Below are 19,286 nucleotides of genomic sequence, written 5' to 3'. Positions count from 1 at the left end.
TGGAACCCGGCACTCAGCCTCGCACACGTCGGGACGCGGGGGAAGCAGCCGACCCCCGGTACATATTCCTTGCCTGCCTTCCGCCCGACGGCCCGGCTATGTGCTAGGTTGAATTCGTTGCAGTTGTGGTACCCATGAACTTATGTGCACCTGACGGATGTGATCTTCAGGTGCATTTCTGTTTTTCCGGGATCTCCGGGTGGGGACATTGCGGCGACCTGCGCACCCGCGCCGTGCGGGATGCAGTCCAGCCCCTCATCAAGGAGAAAAGCATGGCTACCGGCACCGTGAAGTGGTTCAACTCGGAAAAGGGCTTCGGCTTCATCGAGCAGGACGGCGGCGGCGCGGACGTCTTCGCCCACTACTCGAACATCGCCACCCAGGGCTTCCGCGAGCTGCAGGAAGGCCAGAAGGTGTCCTTCGACGTCACCCAGGGCCAGAAGGGCCCGCAGGCCGAGAACATCGTCCCCGCCTGACCCGCGCCCTTCGCGCCGGTCGGCCGGCCGTCTCCCGCACAGGGAGACGCCGACGGACTCCATCGCCCCCGCCGGGATGCCCGGCGGGGGCGATGTGCGTTCCGGGACGGGCCGGCTCCGCCTCCGCGTGGCGCGCTCCGGGACGGGCGGCTGCGGTCGTGAGGACCGGCCGGGGACGGTGGCCGCGACGCAGAGTGGGCCCCCGATGCCGGTGGCGGACCCGGCGCCGGGCGCGGAGCGGAGCACGGACACCGGGAGCCGGGCCGGGCCGGTCCGCCCGCCCCGGTCCGGCCGGTTCCACCGGGTCGAGGTGAGGCCGGCCCCGGGGGGCCGCAGACTGGAGTCAGCGGCCACCGCCGGCCGGTCCGGCGCGCACAGCGGCCCGCACAGCGGAAGGAGGCCGACCGCTCATGCTCGGCGAAAGCGAGGCGTTCAGCGGTTTCTCGGTGAACGACGTGCCCGCGGCGAAGAAGTTCTACGGCGGCACGCTCGGGCTCGGGGTCACCGACGACAACGGCATGCTCACCCTGCACCTCGGCGGTGGCGGGCAGGTCCTTGTCTACCCGAAGGAGAACCACACCCCCGCCGGCTTCACCATCCTCAACTTCCCGGTGGACGACATCGAGGCGACGGTGGACGCCCTGTCCGCGCGGGGCGTGACCTTCGAGCGGTACGAGGGCTTCGGCCAGGACGAGCGGGGCATCGCCCGCGGGGAGGGCCCGGCGATCGCCTGGTTCACCGACCCGGCGGGCAACGTGCTGTCCGTGCTCCAGGTCTGACCCCCGCCGGCCGGTCCCGCCCGCCGCACCTGGGCGCGCGGGCGGGAGCGGGCGCGCCCGCGGGACGCCGCCGGTCAGCCGCGGTGCCGTACCGCGGCCGCGGCCAGCGCGCGCACCACCGGGTGCGGACGGGTGCCGTCTCCGGCGAGTTCCGGCTGGAAGAGGGTGGCCAGGAAGAAGGGGTGCCCGGGCAGTTCGGCGATCCGCACCTCGCCCTGGTCGTCGGTGCCGGTGAACCGCATCCCGTGCGCGCGCAGTTCCGCCAGCCGGCCGGCGGCCGGCCCGTAGGAGCAGTGGTAGCGCTCCACGGTGTGCTCCGCGCCGATCACCCGCTCCGCCAGGGAGCCCGGTTCGACCCGGATCGCTCCTTCGTGCCCGACCAGCGAGCAGGCGAGCGGGGTGATCAGCGGGTCGGCGGCACCGGGCTCGTTCTCCGCGTGCGCGGCGCCCGCCAGGCCGCACACCGTACGGGCGTACTCCAGCAGGGCGTGCTGGAAGCCGGCGCAGGTGCCCAGGAAGGGGATCCCCTCCTCCCGGGCGGTGCGGACCGCGGCCAGCGCGCCCGCCTCGCTGCGGTAGGGGCTGCCGGGCAGCAGCCAGACGGCGTCGAACCCGTGCACCCCGCCGTCCGGTCCGGCGGCCTCCTCGGTGGGGATCCAGTAGGCGTCCAGGTGGAGCCGGTCGCGGGCGGCGAGCGCGGAGAACAGGGCGGGGATCCGCGTGTGCGAGCGGATGGTGTCGGAACGGTCGCCGACCAGCGCGATCCGCGCCGTGGCCACCTTCGGGAACGAGGTCATGGCGTCATCCTGACCCCGCCCCGACGTTCAGCACCAACGATGATTCCTGCACGGTCCATCAGCGTTACTGATGGTGCGGCGATACTGGGGCCATGGATCCGCATCTGCTGCGCACCTTCGTCGCCGTGGCCCGCTGCCGCTCCTTCTCCGCGGCGGCCCGCGAGCTGGGCTTCACCCAGTCGGCCGTCTCCCAGCACATCGCGGCGCTGGAGGCGGACCTGCGGACCGCGTTGCTGACCCGGCGGCCGGTCGAGCCGACCCCGGCCGGCGCGCGACTGCTCGAACACGCCGGACCGCTGCTGCTCCGGCTGGACGCCGCCCGTGCCGAGATCGCCTCGCTGGCGTCCGCACCGACGGCCGAACTGGTCGTCGGAGTCTCGCCGTTGGCGCTCACCGCCCGGCTGGCCGCGGCGGTCGCCGAGGCCGAGCGCCGCCACCCGGGCACCGGCACCACGGTGCGGATACTGGACCGGGCGGAGATCCCGGCCGCCGTGGCGACGGGCGGGCTGGACCTCGGGCTGACCGACGGCGTCGCCGCGCCCAGCGATCCGCTGCCGCTGCCCGACGTGGCACCGCTGACCACCGCCGCCGCGGCGCAGAGCCCGCTGGCGGTGGTGCTGCCGGACGGCCATCCGCTGGCCCGCCGTTCGGGGTTGCGGCTGTCCGACCTCGCCGACGCGCGCTGGCTGGACGCTCCGGAGTGCGGCATCCCGCTGGCCCGGCTGCGGGCCGCGACCGGAGCGCGGGGCTTCCGTCCCGCGTTCCGCTACGACGGCACGGACGTGCGGGGACTGCTCACCCTGGCGGCGGCCGGGCACGGGCTGGCGCTGCTGCCGCGGGCGGTCGCGGAACAGGCTCCGGGCGGGGCGGCGGTGCCGCTCGTCGCACCGCGCCTGGTGCACCGGATCGAGCTGGTGCACCGCGCCGTGCTCGGCGGCCCGGCCGCCGTGGTCGCCGCGCTCGCGGTGGATTGAACGCCCGGGAGAGGGAAGCCGTAGGGAGTGAACCTGTTACTCCACACGGCCCACCCGGCTCATGCGCATCTCATATGTGAGATAGCATCACTAGTATGACAGATGACTACCTCACCCGTATCGGCAAGCTCATCCGCGACGCCCGCCAGCACCGCGGCTGGACCCAGTCGCAGCTGGCGGAAGCCCTCGGCACCAGCCAGAGCGCGGTCAACCGAATCGAGCGAGGCAACCAGAACATCAGTCTTGAGATGATCGCCCGTATCGGTGAGGCACTGGACAGCGAGATCGTCTCCCTCGGCTACGCCGGCCCCATGCACCTGCGGGTCGTCGGCGGCCGCCGGCTGTCCGGCAGCATCGACGTCAAGACGAGCAAGAACGCCTGTGTGGCGCTGCTGTGCGCCTCGTTGCTCAACTCCGGCCGCACGACGCTGCGCAGGGTCGCCCGGATCGAAGAGGTCTACCGGATCCTGGAGGTGCTGGGCAGCATCGGGGTGCGCACCCGCTGGATCAACGACGGGGCCGACCTGGAGATCGTGCCGCCGGCCGAGCTCGACCTGGACTCGATGGACACCGAAGCGGCCCGGCGCACCCGCAGCGTCATCATGTTCCTCGGTCCGCTGCTGCACCGGATGGACCAGTTCAAGATCCCCTACGCGGGCGGCTGCGACCTGGGAACCCGCACCGTTCAGCCCCATATGACGGCCTTGCGGCACTTCGGGCTGGAAATCACCGCGACCGACGGTACGTACCACGCGCAGGTGGACCGCACGGTCTCCCCCACCCGCGCGATCGTGCTGACCGAACGCGGCGACACCGTGACCGAGAACGCGCTGCTGGCAGCCGCCCGCTACGACGGCGTCTCGGTCATCCGCAACGCCTCCTCCAACTACATGGTCCAGGACCTCTGCTTCTTCCTGGAGCAGCTGGGCGTGAAGGTCGACGGCGTCGGCACCACCACCCTCACCGTGCACGGCGTCGCGCACATCGACCGCGACGTCGACTACGCCCCCTCCGAGGACCCGGTCGAGGCGATGAGCCTGCTCGCCGCCGCCGTGGTCACCGAGTCCGAGCTGACGATCCGCCGGGTACCGGTCGAGTTCCTGGAGATCGAGCTGGCGGTGCTGGAGGAGATGGGCCTGGACCACGAACGCAGCCCGGAGTACCCGGCGGACAACGGGCGCACCCGGCTCATCGACCTGACGGTCCGGCCGTCCAAGCTGAGCGCCCCGCTCGACAAGATCCACCCGATGCCGTTCCCCGGCCTGAACATCGACAACGTGCCGTTCTTCGCGGCCATCGCGGCGACCGCCCAGGGCTCGACCCTGATCCACGACTGGGTCTACGACAACCGGGCGATCTACCTCACCGACCTCAACCGGCTGGGCGCCGGCGTCAAGCTGCTCGACCCGCACCGGGTGCTGGTCGAAGGCCCCACCCGCTGGCGCAGCGCCGAGATGATGTGCCCGCCCGCCCTGCGCCCCGCGGTGGTGGTGCTGCTGGCGATGATGGCCGCCGAGGGCACCTCGGTGCTGCGCAACGTCTATGTAATCAACCGGGGTTACGAGGACCTCGCGGAGCGGCTGAACTCCATCGGCGCGCAGATCGAGACCTTCCGCGACATCTGACCGGCCCTCAGCGGCGCCTCCCTTTCCGTACCGCGGGCCGTGGTACGGAAAGGGACGCGCCGGCACCCGGCGGGCCTCCGGCCTTCGTGGCCGGACCTCGCTCCGGGGCCGGGGGTCGCTTCGGGCCGGACGTCGTCTCGGGGTCGCACGTCGCGGCGCGGGCGGCCGCGGGTGCCGCCCGCGGTGGTGCCGCGTCAGGGCAGTACGGCGATCCCGTCCAGCTCCACCAGGGCCGCCTCGTCCCACAGCCGCACCACACCGATCACCGCCATCGCCGGATAGTCCCGGCCCGCCGACTCCCGCCAGATCCGGCCCAGTTCGCGGGCGTGGGCGCGGTAGTCGTCGACGTCGGTGGCGTAGACGGTGACCCGGGCCAGCTGGGAGGGGGAGCCACCGCAGGCGCGCAGCGCGGCGAGCAGATTGGCCAGCGCCTGCCGGAACTGCTCGGGGAGGGTGGTGCCGGTGACGTTGCCCTCGGTGTCCAGCGCGGTCTGCCCGGCCAGGAAGACCAGACGGCCGCCGGTGGCGGTGACGGCGTGGCTGAAACCGGTGGCCGGGGAGAGACCGGCCGGGTTGACCCGCCGCAGTCCGTCCGGCGGCTCCGCGGGGTCCGCCGGCGCGGTCCCGGCCTCGGCCCAGGGCCCGTCCGCCGGCGGCCCGTCGACCGGGAAGCCGTCCGCCGGGAACCCGTCCGTCCGCTCCGGCGCGCTCATCGGTACAGCTCCCTGGCGATGATGGTCCGCTGGACCTCGGTGGCCCCTTCGTAGATCCGGGTGGCGCGTACCTCCCGGTAGAGGTGTTCCAGCAGATGGCCGTGGACCAGCGCCCGGGCGCCGTGGATCTGCACGGCGGCGTCCACCACGTACTGCGCGGTCTCGGTCGCCAGCAGCTTGGCCATCGCGGACCGCTTGACGACGTCGGGCGCCGCGGTGTCGAGGGCCGTGGCGGCGGCCAGGACCAGCAGCCGCGCGGCCTCGGTCCGGGTCGCCATCTCGGCGAGCTGGTGCGCGACCGCCTGCAGGTCCCTCAGCGGGCCGCCGAACGCGGTGCGCCGGGCCGCGTGCGTGCAGGCCGCGTCCAGGGCGGCCTGCGCCATGCCGACGGCGAACGCCCCGACACTGGGCCGCAGCAGGTCCAGGGTGCGCATGGCGACCTTGAAGCCACCGTCCGGGGCGCCGAGTACGTCCGCGGAGGTGACCGGCACCGCGTCGAAGGCGAGGCTGCCGATGGGGTGCGGGCCGAGCATCTCCAGCGGGCGACCGGTCAGGCCCGGCCGGTCGGCCGGGAGCAGGAACGCGGTGACGCCCCGGGCGCCGGCCCCCTCGGTGGTGCGGGCGAACACGGTGTACAGGTCGGCGTGCGGGGCGTTGGAGATCCAGCACTTCTCGCCGGTCAGCCGCCATGCCCCGGGGCCGTCGGGCTCGGCGCGCAGGGTGAGCGCGGCGGCGTCGGAGCCGGCCGCCTCCTCGCTGAGCGCGAAGGCGGTGACGACCCGGCCGGCCCGGACCCCGGGCAGCCAGCGGTCGTTCTGCTCCGGAGTGCCGGAGAGCACCACCGGATAGGCGCCCAGGCCCTGCAGCGCGAGCGCGGTCTCGGCCTCGGTGCACTCGGTGGCGAGCGACTCGCGCAGCAGGCACAGGTCCACCGCGCGCACCGGTCCGTCCGGCGGGAACAGCCGGGTCAGCAGGCCGAGTTCGCCGAGCGCGGCGACCAGCGGCCGGTTGACGTGGCCGGGTTCCGCCGTTCCGGCGAGCGGACGCAGCCGCTCGGCCGCCAGCGTGCGCAGTTCGGCGCACCACCGCTGTTGCTCAGGTTCCAGTCCGAATACCGCCATCCGGGCACCCTCCGTCTCCCTCAGCGTCCTGCCCGACCGTCGTGCCGTCACAGCCTTTATCGCGATCTGTTGACTGTCGTCACCAACACGTTACGCTGACGGAGCGACTTCAGGGCAGGCATGTGCGGCCGAGCAGAGGAGGCGCGTCCACGATGCAGCTGCGGCCGTCGGCTCACACCGACACCTTCGCCCGTGACCATCTCCCGCCCGCCGACCAGTGGCCGCGCCTGCTGCTCGGCCCGCCGGACACCGACTACCCGGACCGGCTGAACTGCGGGGCGGAGCTGCTGGACGGCGCCGTCCGGCGGTTCGGGGCCGACCGCCCCGCGGTCCGCGACCGCACCGGCGAGGTGTGGAGCTACGGCGGGCTGCGGGACCGGGTGGACCGTCTCGCCCACACCCTCACCGGCGAACTGGGCGTCGTCCCCGGCAACCGGGTGCTGCTGCGCGGCCCCACCTCGCCCTGGCTGGCCGCCTGCTGGCTCGCGGTGATGAAGGCCGGGGCGGTCGCGGTGACGGTGCTCGCCTCGCACCGTCCGGCCGAACTGGCCACCATCTGCGAGATCGCCCGGGTGCGGTACGCGCTGTGCGACGCCCGGTCGGTGGACGACCTGGTGAAGGCGGAGGTCCCCGACCTGCGCCTGGCGGTGTACGGCGGCGACGCGCCGGACGACCTGCTGCACCGCGCCGCCGCGCAACCCGCCGGCTACCCCGCGGTGGCCACCTCCTGCGACGACGTCGCGCTGATCGCGTTCACCTCCGGCACCACCGGCCGGCCCAAAGGCTGCATGCACTTCCACCGGGACGTGCTCGCCATCGCCGACACCTTCTCCGCCCGGGTACTGCGCCCGGAACCGCACGACCTGTTCGCCGGCAGCCCGCCACTCGGCTTCACCTTCGGCCTCGGCGGCCTGGTGGTCTTCCCGCTGCGCGCCGGGGCCTGCGCGCTGCTCGCCGACTGGGGCGGCCCGGCCCGGCTCCTGGAGGACGTCCAGCGGCACCGCGTCTCGGTGCTGTTCACCGCGCCGACCGCGTACCGCGCCATGCTCGGCCGGCTCGACGGGTACGACGTCTCCAGCCTGCGCCGCTGCGTGTCCGCCGGGGAGAACCTGCCCGCCGCCACCTGGCACGACTGGCACACGGCCACCGGGCTGCGGATCATCAACGGGATCGGCGCCACCGAGCTGCTGCACATCTTCATCTCCGCCGCGGACGGCGACATCCGGCCCGGCACCACCGGCCGGCCGGTCCCCGGCTACCAGGCCCGGGTGGTGGACACGGAGGGCAGACCGGTGCCGGACGGGCAGCCGGGCCTGCTGGCGGTGCGTGGACCGACCGGGTGCCGCTATCTCGCCGACGAACGGCAGCGCGCGTACGTACGGGACGGCTGGAACCTCACCGGGGACACCTACGTCCGCGAACCGGACGGCAGTTTCCGCTATGTCGCACGCGCCGACGACATGATCATTTCAGCCGGGTACAACATCGCCGGTCCGGAGGTCGAGGACGCCCTGCTGCGCCATCCGCACGTCGAGGAGGTCGCGGTCACCGGGCGGCCGGACGCCGACCGCGGCACGGTCGTGGTCGCCCATGTGGTGCTGCGCCCCGGCGTGCCGCGCGGCCCGGACACCGCGGAGGCACTGCGCGAGTTCACCCGCGGCGAACTCGCCCCGTACAAGTGCCCGCGCGAGATCCGGTTCCTGGACGCCCTCCCCCGCACCGCCACCGGCAAGCTCCAGCGATTCCGGCTGCGGGACGGCGATTTACAGTAAGCGCGTGAGTGACCACCCCGCTCCCCGCTCGCTGATCGTCACCTTCTACGGCGCGTACGGCCGAGGTACCGCGGACCGCCCCACCGGGCCGGTCCCGGTGGCCGCGCTCATCCGGCTGCTCGGCGCGGTCGGTGTCGACCCGCCGTCGGTCCGTTCCGCGGTCTCCCGGCTCAAGCGACGCGGGCTGCTGGTGTCCGGACGCACTCCGGAAGGGGCCGCCGGCTACGCGCTCTCCGACGCCGCCCGGCAGCTGCTGGACGACGGTGACCGGCGGATCTACCGGCGCCCGGCCGACCGCTCCCCGGACGGCTGGCTGCTGGCCGTCTTCTCGGTCCCGGAGCAGGAGCGCCACAAGCGGCACCTGCTCCGCTCCCGCCTCGCCCGCCTCGGTTTCGGCACCGCCGCCCCTGGCGTGTGGATCGCGCCCGACCACCTCTACGAGGAGACCCGGCACACCCTCCTCCGGCTCGGCCTGGCCTCCTACGTCGACCTGTTCCGGGGCCACCACGCCGGTTTCGAGCCCACCGCGGACGCCGTCCGCCGGTGGTGGGACCTGCAGGCCCTGGCCGGGCTGCACCACCGGTTCCTCCAGGTCCATGAACCGGTGCTGCGCCGCTGGACACGGCGGCGGACCGACGACCCGGAGCAGGCCTACCGCGACCACCTGCTGGCGCTGGACTCCTGGCGCCACCTGCCGTACGCCGACCCGGGCCTGCCGCCCGCGCTGCTGCCCGAGGACTGGCCCGGCGCCCGCGCCGCCGAGGTGTTCACCGCCCTGCACGAGCGGCTGCGCGAGGCGGGTGCCCGGTACGTCGCGGCCCGGCTGCCCGCCCCGGGCGACTGAGCCGGGCCGCCCCGGTCACCCGTCGAGACTCAGCCGCGGCTTCGGGGCGTCGGTGCGGCCGGTGGGCGGCCGGCGGCTGCCCGCCCGGTACGGCGGCGGCCACGGCGCGCCCGGCCCCTGGTAGCCCTGCTCGGCCGCCGCGTGCAGGGTCCAGTGCGGGTCGTACAGGTGCGGGCGGGCGAGGGCGCACAGGTCGGCGCGGCCGGCCAGGACCAGCGAGTTCACGTCGTCCCAGGAGGAGATGGCGCCCACCGCGATGACCGGGACGCACAGTTCGTTGCGTATCCGGTCGGCGAACGGGGTCTGGTACGAGCGGCCGAACTCGGGGCGCTCGTCCGGGACGACCTGGCCGGTGGAGACGTCGATGGCGTCCGCGCCGCGGGCCCGGAAGGCGGCCGCGACCGTGACCGCGTCCTCGGCCGTCGTGCCGCCCGGGGCCCAGTCGGTCGCCGAGATGCGTACCGTCATGGGCCGCTCCGCGGGCCATACCGCGCGCACCGCCTCGAACACCTCCAGCGGGTAGCGGAGGCGGGCGTTGAGCGATCCGCCGTAGCCGTCGGTGCGGTGGTTGGTGAGCGGGGAGAGGAAGCCGGAGAGCAGGTAGCCGTGGGCGCAGTGCAGCTCCAGCAGGTCGAAACCGGCGTCGGCGGCGCGCCGGGCGGCCCGCACGAACTGCTCCCGCACCGCGGTCATCCCGGCACGGTCCAGCTCCTGCGGCAGCTGGCTGACACCCGGCCGGTACGGCAGCGGGGAGGGCGCCACCAGCGGCCAGTTGCCGGCCGGCAGGGGGTCGTCGATGCCCTCCCACATCAGCCGGGTGGAACCCTTGCGTCCGCTGTGGCCCAGCTGCACCCCGACGGCGACGCCCGGCGACCGCTGGTGCGCGAAGTCCACGATGCGCCGCCAGGCGGCCTCCTGCCCCGGCGTGTACAGACCGGCGCAGCCGGGGGTGATCCGCCCTTCGGGGCTGACGCACACCATCTCGGTCATCACCAGGCCGGCGCCGCCCATCGCCCGGGCCCCCAGGTGGACCAGGTGGAAGTCGCCAGGGGTGCCGTCCTCGGCGGAGTACATGTCCATCGGCGAGACCACGACCCGGTTGCGCAACGTCAGCCCGCGCATCCGGAAGGGGGTGAACATGGGCGGGGTGCCGGGGGCCACCCCCGCCTCCCGCTCGACGGCGGAGACGAAGTCCGGGTCGCGCAGCCGCAGGTTGTCATGGGTGACCCGGCGGCTGCGGGTGAGCAGGTTGAAGGCGAACTGGCGGGGCGGCTGGGGCAGGTAGCGGGCGAGGTCCTCGAACCAGCGGAGGCTGGCCGCGGCCGCCCGCTGGGTGGACTCCACGACCGGGCGGCGCTCGGCCTCGTAGGCCGCCAGCGCTTCATCGAGACCGGGCCGCTCGCGCAGGCAGGCGGCGAGGGCGAGCGCGTCCTCGACGGCCAGCTTGGTCCCGGAGCCGATGGAGAAGTGCGCGGTGTGCGCGGCGTCCCCGAGCAGCACCGTGTTGCCGTGCGCCCAGCGCTCGTTGACCACGGTGCGGAAGGCGGTCCACTGCGAGCGGTTGGTGCGCAGCGGCCGGCCGCCGAGGGCGGAGGCGAAGACCGCGGCGCAGCGCTCGACGGAGGTGTGCGCGGGGCAGCGGTCGAATCCGGCGCGGAGCCATACCTCCTCGGGCATCTCGACGATGACGGTGCTGGCGCCGTCCGCCCCGTCCCGGGGCCGGGCGTAGGGGTAGCCGTGCAGCTGCATCACACCGTGTTCGGTCTCGGCGACCTCGAACCGGAAGGCGTCGAAGGCGAAGTCCGCGGCCAGCCAGATGTAGCGGCAGCGGTGGGTGGTGACCCGTGGCCGGAACACCTCGGCGTGCGCGTCGCGGGTGGCGCTGTGTATCCCGTCGGCGGCGATCACCAGGTCGTGGCGCGCGGCGAGTTCGGCGGCGGGCGGGGCCGGGGTGCGGAACCGCAGCCGGATGCCGAGGGTGCGGCAGCGGTCGTGGAGGATCTCCAGCAGCCGACGGCGCCCCAGTGCCGCGAAGCCGTGCCCGCCGGAGGTGAGCGTCCGCCCGTCGCGGACCACCTCGATGTCGTCCCAGCGGACGAACTCCTCGCTCAGCGCCCGGTGGACGAGCGGATCGGCGTGCTCGATGCCGCCCAGGGTCTCGTCGGAGAGGACCACGCCGAAGCCGAAGGTGTCCTCGGGGGCGTTCCGTTCCCAGACGGTGATCTCCCGGGCCGGGTCGAGGCATTTGAGCAGGGCGGCCGCGTAGAGTCCGCCGGGGCCGCCGCCGATCACGGCCACCCGCCGCACCGCCGGTGGGGCGGACACGGCTACCGCCCCTGCCAGCCGGGCGGGCGCCCGGTGGTGAACGCGGCGTGGAACTCGGCGTAGTCGGCGCTGTTCATCAGCAGCGCCTGCGTCGCCGCGTCCAGCTCCACGGCGGCGGCCAGCGGCATGTCGAGTTCCGCGGTGAGCAGCGCCTTGGTCTGGGCGTAGGCGAGCGCGGGTCCTTCGGCGAGCCGGCGGGCCAGCGCGGCGGCGGCGGGGCCGGCCTGCCCCTCCTCGGCCACTTCGCTGAGCAGCCCGATGCGTTCGGCCTCCGCGGCGCGGACCGGCTCCCCGAGCATCAGCAGCCGGGTGGCGTGTCCGAGCCCCACGACACGCGGCAGCAGATAGGCGGCGCCCATGTCACCACCGGACAGCCCGACCTTGGTGAAGAGGAACGCGAAGCGCGCGGTGGGGTCGGCGACCCGGAAGTCCGCGGCCAGGGCGAGTACCGCGCCGGCGCCGGCCGCGACCCCGTGCACGGCGGCCACGACCGGGAAGGGGCACTCCCGCAGGGCCCGGACGACCTGGCCGGTCATCCGGTTGAAGTCCAGCAGGGCGTCGGTGTCCATGGCGAGGGTCGCGCCGATGATGTCGTCCACGTCGCCGCCGGAGCAGAACCCCCGCCCTTCGCCGCCGAGTACCAGGGCGCGCACGGACCGGGTCCGGGAGAGTTCGGCGAGCAGGTCCCGCAGGTCGGCGTAGGCACCGAAGGTGAGGGCGTTGAGCTTCTCCGGGCGGGCCAGGGTGACGGTCGCGACCCCGGCGTCGAGGGTGAGGCGCAGATGCCGCCACTCCTTCGTCGGCGAGGCGGATCCGGTAAAGGGACTCATGGGCGCGGCCTCCTTCAGCCGGGGTGGCCGGACGGGCGGACGGCTGGCTGGCTGCCCGGCACCGCTGCCTGCGGTACCACGGGCACCTCTCCGGCAAGTTATCACCGAAGTGTGACTGTCGTCACGAGTGCGCGATAATCGGCGCTTCCCGGGTACCCGGCGGGGACCGAGCCGTCCTGGCGTCCCGGCGCGGCCCGCCGCAGGCCCGCCGCGGGGCCGCCGGTCGCGGGCACCTCCGCGCGGCCGGCCGGCCCCGGGCCCCAGGGGTGCGGGCACCTCCCCCGCCACCGGCCGGCCCCGGGCCCGGGCACGCGGGCGCCTCCCCCGCGACCGGCGGCGTCGGCTTCCGTACCGTGGGAAGTGGAAGATGTCCGCTCCGTCTGGACGATCACGTGCCCGACACCGATCCCCGAAGCGACACCCCACCGGCCTCCAGCTGGCGGCTCACCCTGCCGCACACCCCCGAGGCGGTCCCGATGGCGCGCACCCTGATCCGCGACGTGATGGCGGCGCTGGAGGCGCCCGCGGACAGTGACACCGCGGAGCTGCTCACCTCCGAACTGGTGGCGAACGCGGTCGAGCACGCGGAGGGCGAGGAGCCGATCGAGCTGGTGGTGGAGCTGGTGTCCAGCGGCTTCCAGGTGGAGGTGCACGACCGGGACCCGGCACCCCCCGGCGAGCTGGGGGTCCACGACCCGCATCCCACTCCGCACCCGCTGGACGAGCGGGGGCGCGGGCTGCTGCTCATCCGCACCCTGAGCGCGGACTCCGGCTACCGCTCGACCCCGCACGGCAAGGCCGTCTGGTTCACCCTGCCGCCTGTCGGCTGACGGCTGACGGCTGACGGCTGACGGCTGACGGCTGACCACGGACGACACCGCCGGCGTACGACACCACGGCCGGACGACACCACCGCCGGGCGGTCACCCGGCCCCCCTGTCGGGCACCGGACGGTGCCCGACAGCGGCAGCGGCAGCGGCAGCGGCAGCGGCAGCGGCAGCGGCAGCGGCAGCGGCAGCGGCAGCGGCAGCGGCAGCGGCAGCGGACGGTAGCCGGTCGGAAACCGGCGTCCGTCACCGGGGCGGGCCGACAGGCAGGAGACGGACCGGGCGGCGGAGGGGCGGGGCGACGGCTGACGGGTCGACGGCGGGGACGGACCGGGCGAAAGCCGGGCGCGTCGACGTGCGAGCCGGGCGGGCGGCCCGGCGATGCGGCACGGTACATGCCGGGGGTGCCGCCGGGGCCACCCCCGGCTTCAGCCGGCCAGTGTGGCGACGAGCACGGCCTTGATGGTGTGCATACGGTTCTCCGCCTGGTCGAAGACGACCGAGTGGGCGGATTCGAAGACCTCGTCACTGACCTCCATCTCGGTCAGCCCGTACCGCTCGTGGATCTCCCGCCCGACGACGGTGCCCAGGTCGTGGAAGGCCGGCAGGCAGTGCAGGAACTTCACCTCGGCGTTGCCGGTGGCCCGCAGCACGTCCATGGTCACCGCGTACGGGCCGAGCAGCGCGATCCGCTCGTCCCACACCTCCTTGGGCTCCCCCATCGAGACCCATACGTCGGTGGCGACGAAGTCGGCCCCGCGGACGCCCTCGGCGATGTCGTCGGTGAGGGTGACGCGCGCCCCCGACCTCCTGGCCAGTTCCCGCGCGGCGGCGACCACCACATCGTCCGGCCACAGTGAGCGGGGAGCCACGATCCGTACGTCCATGCCGAGCAGCGCACCGGTGACGAGGTAGGAGTTGCCCATGTTGTAGCGGGCGTCACCGAGGTAGGCGAGCGCCGTCCGGTCCAGCGGCCGGTCCCCGTGCTCGACCATGGTGAGGACGTCGGCGAGCATCTGGGTGGGGTGCCACACGTCGGTGAGACCGTTGTAGACCGGGACGCCGGCGTGCGCGGCCAGTTCCTCCACCACGTCCTGGCCATGGCCCCGGTACTGAATCGCGTCGAACATCCGGCCGAGGACACGGGCGGTGTCCTTCGCCGACTCCTTGTGTCCTATCTGGGAGCCGGCCGGATCCAGGTAGGTGGTGGCCGCACCCTGGTCGGCGGCCGCGACCTCGAAGGCGCAGCGGGTGCGGGTGGAGGTCTTCTCGAAGATCAGGGCGATGTTCCTGCCCCGCAGCCGCGGGACCTCGGAGCCCGCGCGCTTGGCAGCCTTCAGTTCGGCCGCCAGGTCCACCAGACGGCGGAACTCCTCGGCGGTGAAGTCCAGCTCCTTGAGGAAGTGGCGGCCGGTGAGGTCATTCGCCATGGCGCGGGCTCCTAGGTCACAGCGAGGTGTGTCAACAAATTCCGTAAGGGTCTTCGTCTACGGGTGAATGGAAGTCTATACGAAGGTTCGCATACCTATGGCGGCGGGTTCGCGGTCCGCGGCACGAGGGGCCCGGTCAGTGCACCGCGTCCCGCTCGACCGGACAGCTCATACAGCGCGGCCCGCCCCGGCCCCGCCCCAGTTCGCTGCCCGGGATCGTGATCACCTCGATGCCGCGCTTGCGCAGGAAGGTGTTGGTGGTCACGTTCCGTTCGTAGGCGACGACCACCCCGGGCTCCACCGCCAGCACGTTGCAGCCGTCGTCCCACTGCTCCCGCTCGGCCGAGTGCACGTCCTGCGTCGCGGTGAGCACCCGGATCGAGTCCAGGCCCAGCGCCGCCGCGATCGCCCGGTGCATGTGCTCCGGCGGGTGGTCGGTGACCTTCAGCTCCTTCTCCTCCGCGCCCGGCTCGATGGTGTACGACCGGAGCATCCCCAGCCCCGCGTACTGGGTGAAGGTGTCCCCGTCGACCATCGTCATCACCGTGTCCAGGTGCATGAAGGCCCGGCGCTTGGGCATGTCCAGCGCCACGATGGTCCGCGCCGAGCCCGCCGCGAACAGTCCGCGCGCCAGCATCTCCACCGCCTGCGGGGTGGTCCGCTCGCTCATCCCGATCAGCACCGCGCCGTTGCCGATCACCAGCACGTCGCCGCCCTCTATGGTCGACGGATAGGCCGCCTGGCCCTCGGACCAGACCCGGAAACCGCCGCCTGCGAAGAGCGGATGGTGCCGGTAGACGGCCTCGTAGTGCACCGTCTCGTGCCAACGCGCGGGCCAGCGCATGGCGTTGATGCACACCCCGTCGTACACCCAGGCGGAGGCGTCCCGGGTGAACAGGTGGTTGGGCAGCGGGTTGACCAGGAAGTCGTCCAGGTCCATCGCGTGGAAGCGGACCGAGACCGGCTCCGGATTCCGTTCCAGGAACTCCCGCTTGGTCATGCCGCCGACCAGCGCCTCGGTCAGCTCGGCGTCGGACAACTCGTCGAACGCGGCCCGCAACCCATCGGTGGCGAGCGGCCCGTACTCCTTCTCGTCGAACACCCGGTCCAGCACCAGCGACCGGGCCGCGGGTACCGCCAGGCTCTCCGTCAGCAGGTCACCGAAGAGGTGGACCTCGACGCCACGGTCGCGGAGCACGTCCGCGAATCCGTCATGCTCCTGCCGGGCCCGCCGCACCCAGAGCACATCGTCGAAGAGGAGTGCGTCCTTGTTGCGGGGCGTGAGCCTTTTGAGCTCCAGATCGGGGCGGTGCAGGATGACGCGCCGCAGCCGACCGGCCTCTGAATCGACATGGAATCCCATACACCTATCTTGGCCGCCGCAGCGCCGGAAAGAACGGAAAGAACGACGAGAAGCGTCCGGAGCCGGGCACTCGGTGGGACCGCTCGCCGGTCCCGCCGCGGCGCGGGCGGCTCAGGCGAGCGCCAGCACCATGATCAGCACCAGTGCCACCGCGATCACCCCCAGCAGTCCGGTCACCCACAGCTGGCCGGGCTGCAATTCCACCCGCCCGTTGTCGGCGGACCCCGGGACGCCGCCCCGGGTGGCCCGAACGGCCCGGGAGCGGTCCGGCGGGCGGAGAGCGCCGCGCTCCGGCCACCCGGCCGGAGCCGTACCCCGGGGCCAGGGACCGGGGTCCCAGGAGGAGGGAGCCCACGGACCGGGAGCGGCCACGTTCAGGAACAGTGCCCGCCATCCGGACTCGCCGAACCCCGCCGGCCCCGGACCGTCGACTATGCGCACCACGACCTCGCGGCCCGCGCCCCCGGGGAGGTTCCACAGCCGTGGCAGCGCGGCCGCCAGCAGTTCCGGGGTACGGCCCCGATCGGCGTACGGGCGTACCAGCCCCTCGTAGAGCACGACCGCGTTCCGGATCCGCGTGTCGTCCTCACCAGGCCCGTGCGCCGGGGCCTCCCGACCGGTACCGGGGTGCCGTGGCCCGCCGGACCTGGCACCGCGCCCGGCCGGGGCGTCCGGCCGACCCACATAGAGGAGCGATCGCAGCACCTCCCGGCAGACCGCGTCGGCGGTCTCCGGCCGGCGGCGGCCGGCCCGGGACACCAGTTCGTCGACGACCCGGGTCAGCCGGCGGGCGGACAACCCGTCGTCCGGCCCGCTCCCGGCGAGGACGCCGAGCAGCACCCCGTCGTCCGCGCCCGCCAGCACCGCGCGGGCGGCGTCCGCCGACGACAGCAGCGCCTCGCGCACCACCTCGGGTGCCGACCGGGGCCGGCCGGGCGGCCCGCCGGACGCCGGTTCGGCGGCGGGTGCCGGGCCGGCCGGCGTTCCGGTGCGAGCCGCCGGGTCTGCGGTGGTCGGTGCGTACGGTTCCTGCGACATGGCCACTCCCTCGTACTCGATCGATCGGGACGCGACCACGTGCACCCCCGTGGCACGCGGTCGACGTCCGTGCTGTCCACAACCGTCGAGAGGACCAGCATCGGCGCGCCCCCGGGGACACGCTGTAGCCGTTTACACAACCGGCTCGCATTCCCGGCCGCCGCGCACGCCGGGGCTCCGACCGCCGCTCACCCCTGCCGCTCCCCGCTGCCCCGACCGCCCCCGGCCCGCCGGGCATCCCCGTACCCGACAGCGGCTCCGTGCCCGTCGAATGCCCCCTGCTCCCCGGGCACCCGCACCCGACGGACCGCTCCGTGCCCGTCGGACGGCCCAGTGCCCGACCGGCGGCCCGTGCCTGATGGGCGGCACCCTGCCTTACAGGCAGCCGCGTACCCGACCAGCGGCCCGTATCTGACGGGCGGCACCGTGCCTGACCGGCGCCTCGGCGCCCGAACGGACGGCCCCGTACCCCGCCCGGGGGCGCCCCGTACCCGCCGGGCGGCACTTGCCAGACGGCGGCCCCACCCGGCCCGGCGGCCCCGCCCGGCGCGGCTGCCGCGCGGGAGGCAGCGGCCGGAGAGGCCCACTGACCGGCGCATGCCTCTCGCCGGCACGCGGGCCCTCAGCGACGGCGACGCCTCACCGTCTGTCGCCCGGATCGCCCAGGGGCGTCCAGGGGCGACCAGGGCGATCGGTCCACCGGCCCGACGCCTTGACGACCCGACGGCTTGACGAACCGACAGGAGCGACGGGCCCGGTGCAGAACCGACGCGAGCGACGGACGCGACGCGAGCGACGGCGCCGGCGGTCAGCTGTCCCGCCCCTGGGCCAGCAGCCGAAGCAGGGCGATGTCCCGGACCACGAACCGGCGCGCCCCGGTGCTGACCACCTCCTGGTCCCGGAGGAGCCGCAGCGCCTTGGCCACCGCTTCGCGGGTCGATCCGACCGCGGCCGCGATGTCGTGCTGGGGTAGCGGCAGATCGACGGTGATGCCCTCGGGACCCGACCACCCGGTGTGCTCGGCGAGTTCCACCAGGCGCGCGGCAAGCCGTTGGAGCACCCGCTCGGAGGCGAGTGAACGGCGCTCGCCGTCCGAACTGCGCAGCCGCGCGCTGAACTGACGGGTGATCTGCAGCATGGCCGCGGGGCGGGCCGTGAGGTAGGCGCGGAACCGGTCACCCGGCACCACCACCCCCCGCACCGGGCCGAGTGCGGTGATGGTGGCGCTGCGGGGCCGGTGGTCGACGGCCGCCTGGTCCCCCACCACCTCGCCCGCCCCGCGCAGCGCGAGGATGAGCCGCACCCCCCGCTCGGTGCCGACCGAGACGGTGGTCCAGCCGTTGAGGATCGCCACCACGAAGGAGGTGGGATCACCCTCCCTCATGATCACGTCACCGGCGCCGTACGCCCTGGGACGCCCTCTGTCGAGCAGCACCCGCCGGTCCTCCGCGGTGAGCGAGGCGAGAAAGGGTTTGCCGTCCTCGATGAGACTCATCCGCCCCTCTTCCCGCCCTGGCTCCGGCGCTGTCGCGCGCCGCACCGGGCCACAGCACGCTAGAGAGGACATCGGACAACGTCAACGTCCCTGCCACCGATCGGAGTTAGCCCCCGGCCGCCGGGAGCCGCCACCGGTCAGTGGCCGGTCAGCGCGCCGGCTCCGGCAGGGCGGCGTCCAGACCGGTGGCGAGCATGCCGAAGGCGAGGTCGGCGTCGGCCACGGCTTCCGGGTAGGCCTCGTCGGCGCTGCGGCCGGAGGCGATCCGCTGCCAGTTCTCCCGGCCGAGTGCCTGCCGGACCGATATCAGGTGGTGGGCGGCCAACCGGGCGGCCAGCGGCGGGTGCGCCTCCGCCTCGAGCGCACCGGCGAGCAACTCGACCTCCCGGGCGGTGTAGTGCGCGAGCCTCGTCTCCAGGCTGGAGGTCGAGTACAGCAGCCGCTGGAAGGCCACCACGTCCGGCAGGTCGCTCAGCCCGGTGATCGGGTCGCGCTCCCGCAGCGCGACGAGGAAGTGCTCGTGCAGGGCTCGCACCGGGGTGCACCCGTCGGGGCGGGCGCGGACGAGACGGGCAGCCTCGTCCTGATGGTCGGCGAAGCGGTACAGGATCAGGTCTTCCTTGCTGGGGAAGTACCGGAAGAGCGTGGGCTTGGAGACCTCCGCCGCCGCGGCGACGTCGGCCACCGACACCTGGTCGAAGCCCCGCTGCAGGAACAGCTCCAGTGCCGTGGCCGCGAGATGGCGGTGCGTGCGCAGCTTCTTGCTCTCCCGCAGCCCCGGGGTCCGTTCATCCGTCATGCGACCACCGTAGCACAGTTTCGTGACCGAGTTAATTTCATTACCCGGTTGCATTTTTCGCCGTCGAGGGGTTTCCTG

Annotated in this window: 17 protein-coding genes; 7 read left to right on the top strand and 10 right to left on the bottom strand. The window is 73.7% G+C overall.

Going from position 1 to position 19,286, the window contains the following annotated elements; genetic code table 11:
• Positions 1–272 precede the first annotated feature (272 nt).
• Positions 273–476 (top strand): cold-shock protein, encoded by a 204-nt coding sequence (locus ACH4B3_RS07170; protein WP_015607926.1) that lies wholly within the window; start codon positions 273–275, stop codon positions 474–476.
• Positions 477–886: 410 nt separating this feature from the next.
• The gene (locus ACH4B3_RS07165) at positions 887–1,255 is read left to right on the top strand and encodes a VOC family protein (RefSeq protein WP_398461748.1); all 369 of its coding nucleotides are present in this window, start codon (positions 887–889) and stop codon (positions 1,253–1,255) included.
• Positions 1,256–1,329: 74 nt separating this feature from the next.
• On the opposite strand, the gene ACH4B3_RS07160 is transcribed toward ACH4B3_RS07165, so the two are convergent.
• Positions 1,330–2,052: a hypothetical protein gene (locus ACH4B3_RS07160; protein WP_398461747.1), complete on the bottom strand. Its 723-nt coding sequence runs from the start codon at positions 2,050–2,052 to the stop codon at positions 1,330–1,332.
• 92 nt (positions 2,053–2,144) lie between these two features.
• Between ACH4B3_RS07160 and ACH4B3_RS07155 the strand changes: the two genes are divergently transcribed.
• Positions 2,145–3,026 carry a LysR family transcriptional regulator gene (locus ACH4B3_RS07155; protein ID WP_398461746.1) on the top strand — a complete coding sequence of 294 codons (882 nt, stop codon included), beginning with the start codon at positions 2,145–2,147 and terminating at the stop codon, positions 3,024–3,026.
• A gap of 95 nt (positions 3,027–3,121) precedes the next feature.
• Positions 3,122–4,651, top strand: a complete 1,530-nt coding sequence (locus tag ACH4B3_RS07150; RefSeq protein WP_398461745.1) for a helix-turn-helix domain-containing protein — start codon at positions 3,122–3,124, stop codon at positions 4,649–4,651.
• A 194-nt stretch (positions 4,652–4,845) separates the two neighbouring features.
• Here ACH4B3_RS07150 and ACH4B3_RS07145 read toward each other — a convergent pair whose 3' ends face one another.
• Positions 4,846–5,238 carry a RidA family protein gene (locus ACH4B3_RS07145; protein WP_398462305.1) on the bottom strand — a complete coding sequence of 131 codons (393 nt, stop codon included), beginning with the start codon at positions 5,236–5,238 and terminating at the stop codon, positions 4,846–4,848.
• A 122-nt stretch (positions 5,239–5,360) separates the two neighbouring features.
• Complete coding sequence (locus tag ACH4B3_RS07140; RefSeq protein ID WP_398461744.1) at positions 5,361–6,485, bottom strand: acyl-CoA dehydrogenase family protein; 1,125 nt, start codon at positions 6,483–6,485, stop codon at positions 5,361–5,363.
• 152 nt (positions 6,486–6,637) lie between these two features.
• Here ACH4B3_RS07140 and ACH4B3_RS07135 point away from each other — a divergent pair, with 152 nt between their 5' ends.
• Both ACH4B3_RS07135 and ACH4B3_RS07130 read left to right on the top strand, forming a co-directional pair.
• A complete protein-coding gene (locus ACH4B3_RS07135; RefSeq protein ID WP_398461743.1) occupies positions 6,638–8,257 on the top strand; it encodes an AMP-binding protein in 1,620 nt (539 codons plus the stop codon).
• A 4-nt stretch (positions 8,258–8,261) separates the two neighbouring features.
• Positions 8,262–9,101 (top strand): PaaX family transcriptional regulator C-terminal domain-containing protein, encoded by an 840-nt coding sequence (locus ACH4B3_RS07130; RefSeq protein WP_398461742.1) that lies wholly within the window; start codon positions 8,262–8,264, stop codon positions 9,099–9,101.
• Positions 9,102–9,116: 15 nt separating this feature from the next.
• On the opposite strand, the gene ACH4B3_RS07125 is transcribed toward ACH4B3_RS07130, so the two are convergent.
• Both ACH4B3_RS07125 and ACH4B3_RS07120 read right to left on the bottom strand, forming a co-directional pair.
• Positions 9,117–11,444 carry a bifunctional salicylyl-CoA 5-hydroxylase/oxidoreductase gene (locus ACH4B3_RS07125; protein ID WP_398462304.1) on the bottom strand — a complete coding sequence of 776 codons (2,328 nt, stop codon included), beginning with the start codon at positions 11,442–11,444 and terminating at the stop codon, positions 9,117–9,119.
• The gene (locus tag ACH4B3_RS07120) at positions 11,429–12,256 is read right to left on the bottom strand and encodes an enoyl-CoA hydratase family protein (RefSeq protein ID WP_398461741.1); all 828 of its coding nucleotides are present in this window, start codon (positions 12,254–12,256) and stop codon (positions 11,429–11,431) included. The genes ACH4B3_RS07125 and ACH4B3_RS07120 overlap by 16 nt, the downstream gene beginning before the upstream one ends.
• Positions 12,257–12,648: 392 nt before the next feature.
• Between ACH4B3_RS07120 and ACH4B3_RS07115 the strand changes: the two genes are divergently transcribed.
• Positions 12,649–13,086: an ATP-binding protein gene (locus ACH4B3_RS07115; RefSeq protein ID WP_398461740.1), complete on the top strand. Its 438-nt coding sequence runs from the start codon at positions 12,649–12,651 to the stop codon at positions 13,084–13,086.
• Between the two features lie 425 nt (positions 13,087–13,511).
• Here ACH4B3_RS07115 and argF read toward each other — a convergent pair whose 3' ends face one another.
• The 5 genes from argF to ACH4B3_RS07090 form a co-directional block, all read right to left on the bottom strand.
• Entirely contained in the window at positions 13,512–14,513 is a 1,002-nt protein-coding gene (gene argF, locus ACH4B3_RS07110) for an ornithine carbamoyltransferase (RefSeq protein WP_398461739.1), read from the bottom strand.
• 136 nt (positions 14,514–14,649) lie between these two features.
• Positions 14,650–15,876 (bottom strand): arginine deiminase, encoded by a 1,227-nt coding sequence (locus tag ACH4B3_RS07105; RefSeq protein WP_398461738.1) that lies wholly within the window; start codon positions 15,874–15,876, stop codon positions 14,650–14,652.
• A 111-nt stretch (positions 15,877–15,987) separates the two neighbouring features.
• Entirely contained in the window at positions 15,988–16,914 is a 927-nt protein-coding gene (locus tag ACH4B3_RS07100; RefSeq protein WP_398461737.1) for a hypothetical protein, read from the bottom strand.
• A gap of 808 nt (positions 16,915–17,722) precedes the next feature.
• Positions 17,723–18,409 (bottom strand): Crp/Fnr family transcriptional regulator, encoded by a 687-nt coding sequence (locus tag ACH4B3_RS07095; RefSeq protein ID WP_398461736.1) that lies wholly within the window; start codon positions 18,407–18,409, stop codon positions 17,723–17,725.
• A gap of 148 nt (positions 18,410–18,557) precedes the next feature.
• Entirely contained in the window at positions 18,558–19,208 is a 651-nt protein-coding gene (locus ACH4B3_RS07090; RefSeq protein ID WP_398461735.1) for a TetR family transcriptional regulator, read from the bottom strand.
• Between the last annotated feature and the right edge of the window lie 78 nt (positions 19,209–19,286).

This window comes from Streptomyces sp. NPDC018031 (assembly GCF_044327625.1).
GTDB lineage: Bacteria > Actinomycetota > Actinomycetes > Streptomycetales > Streptomycetaceae > Streptomyces.
Note: the sequence above shows the minus strand (reverse complement) of the source record. Positions and strands in the feature narration are given on the sequence as shown.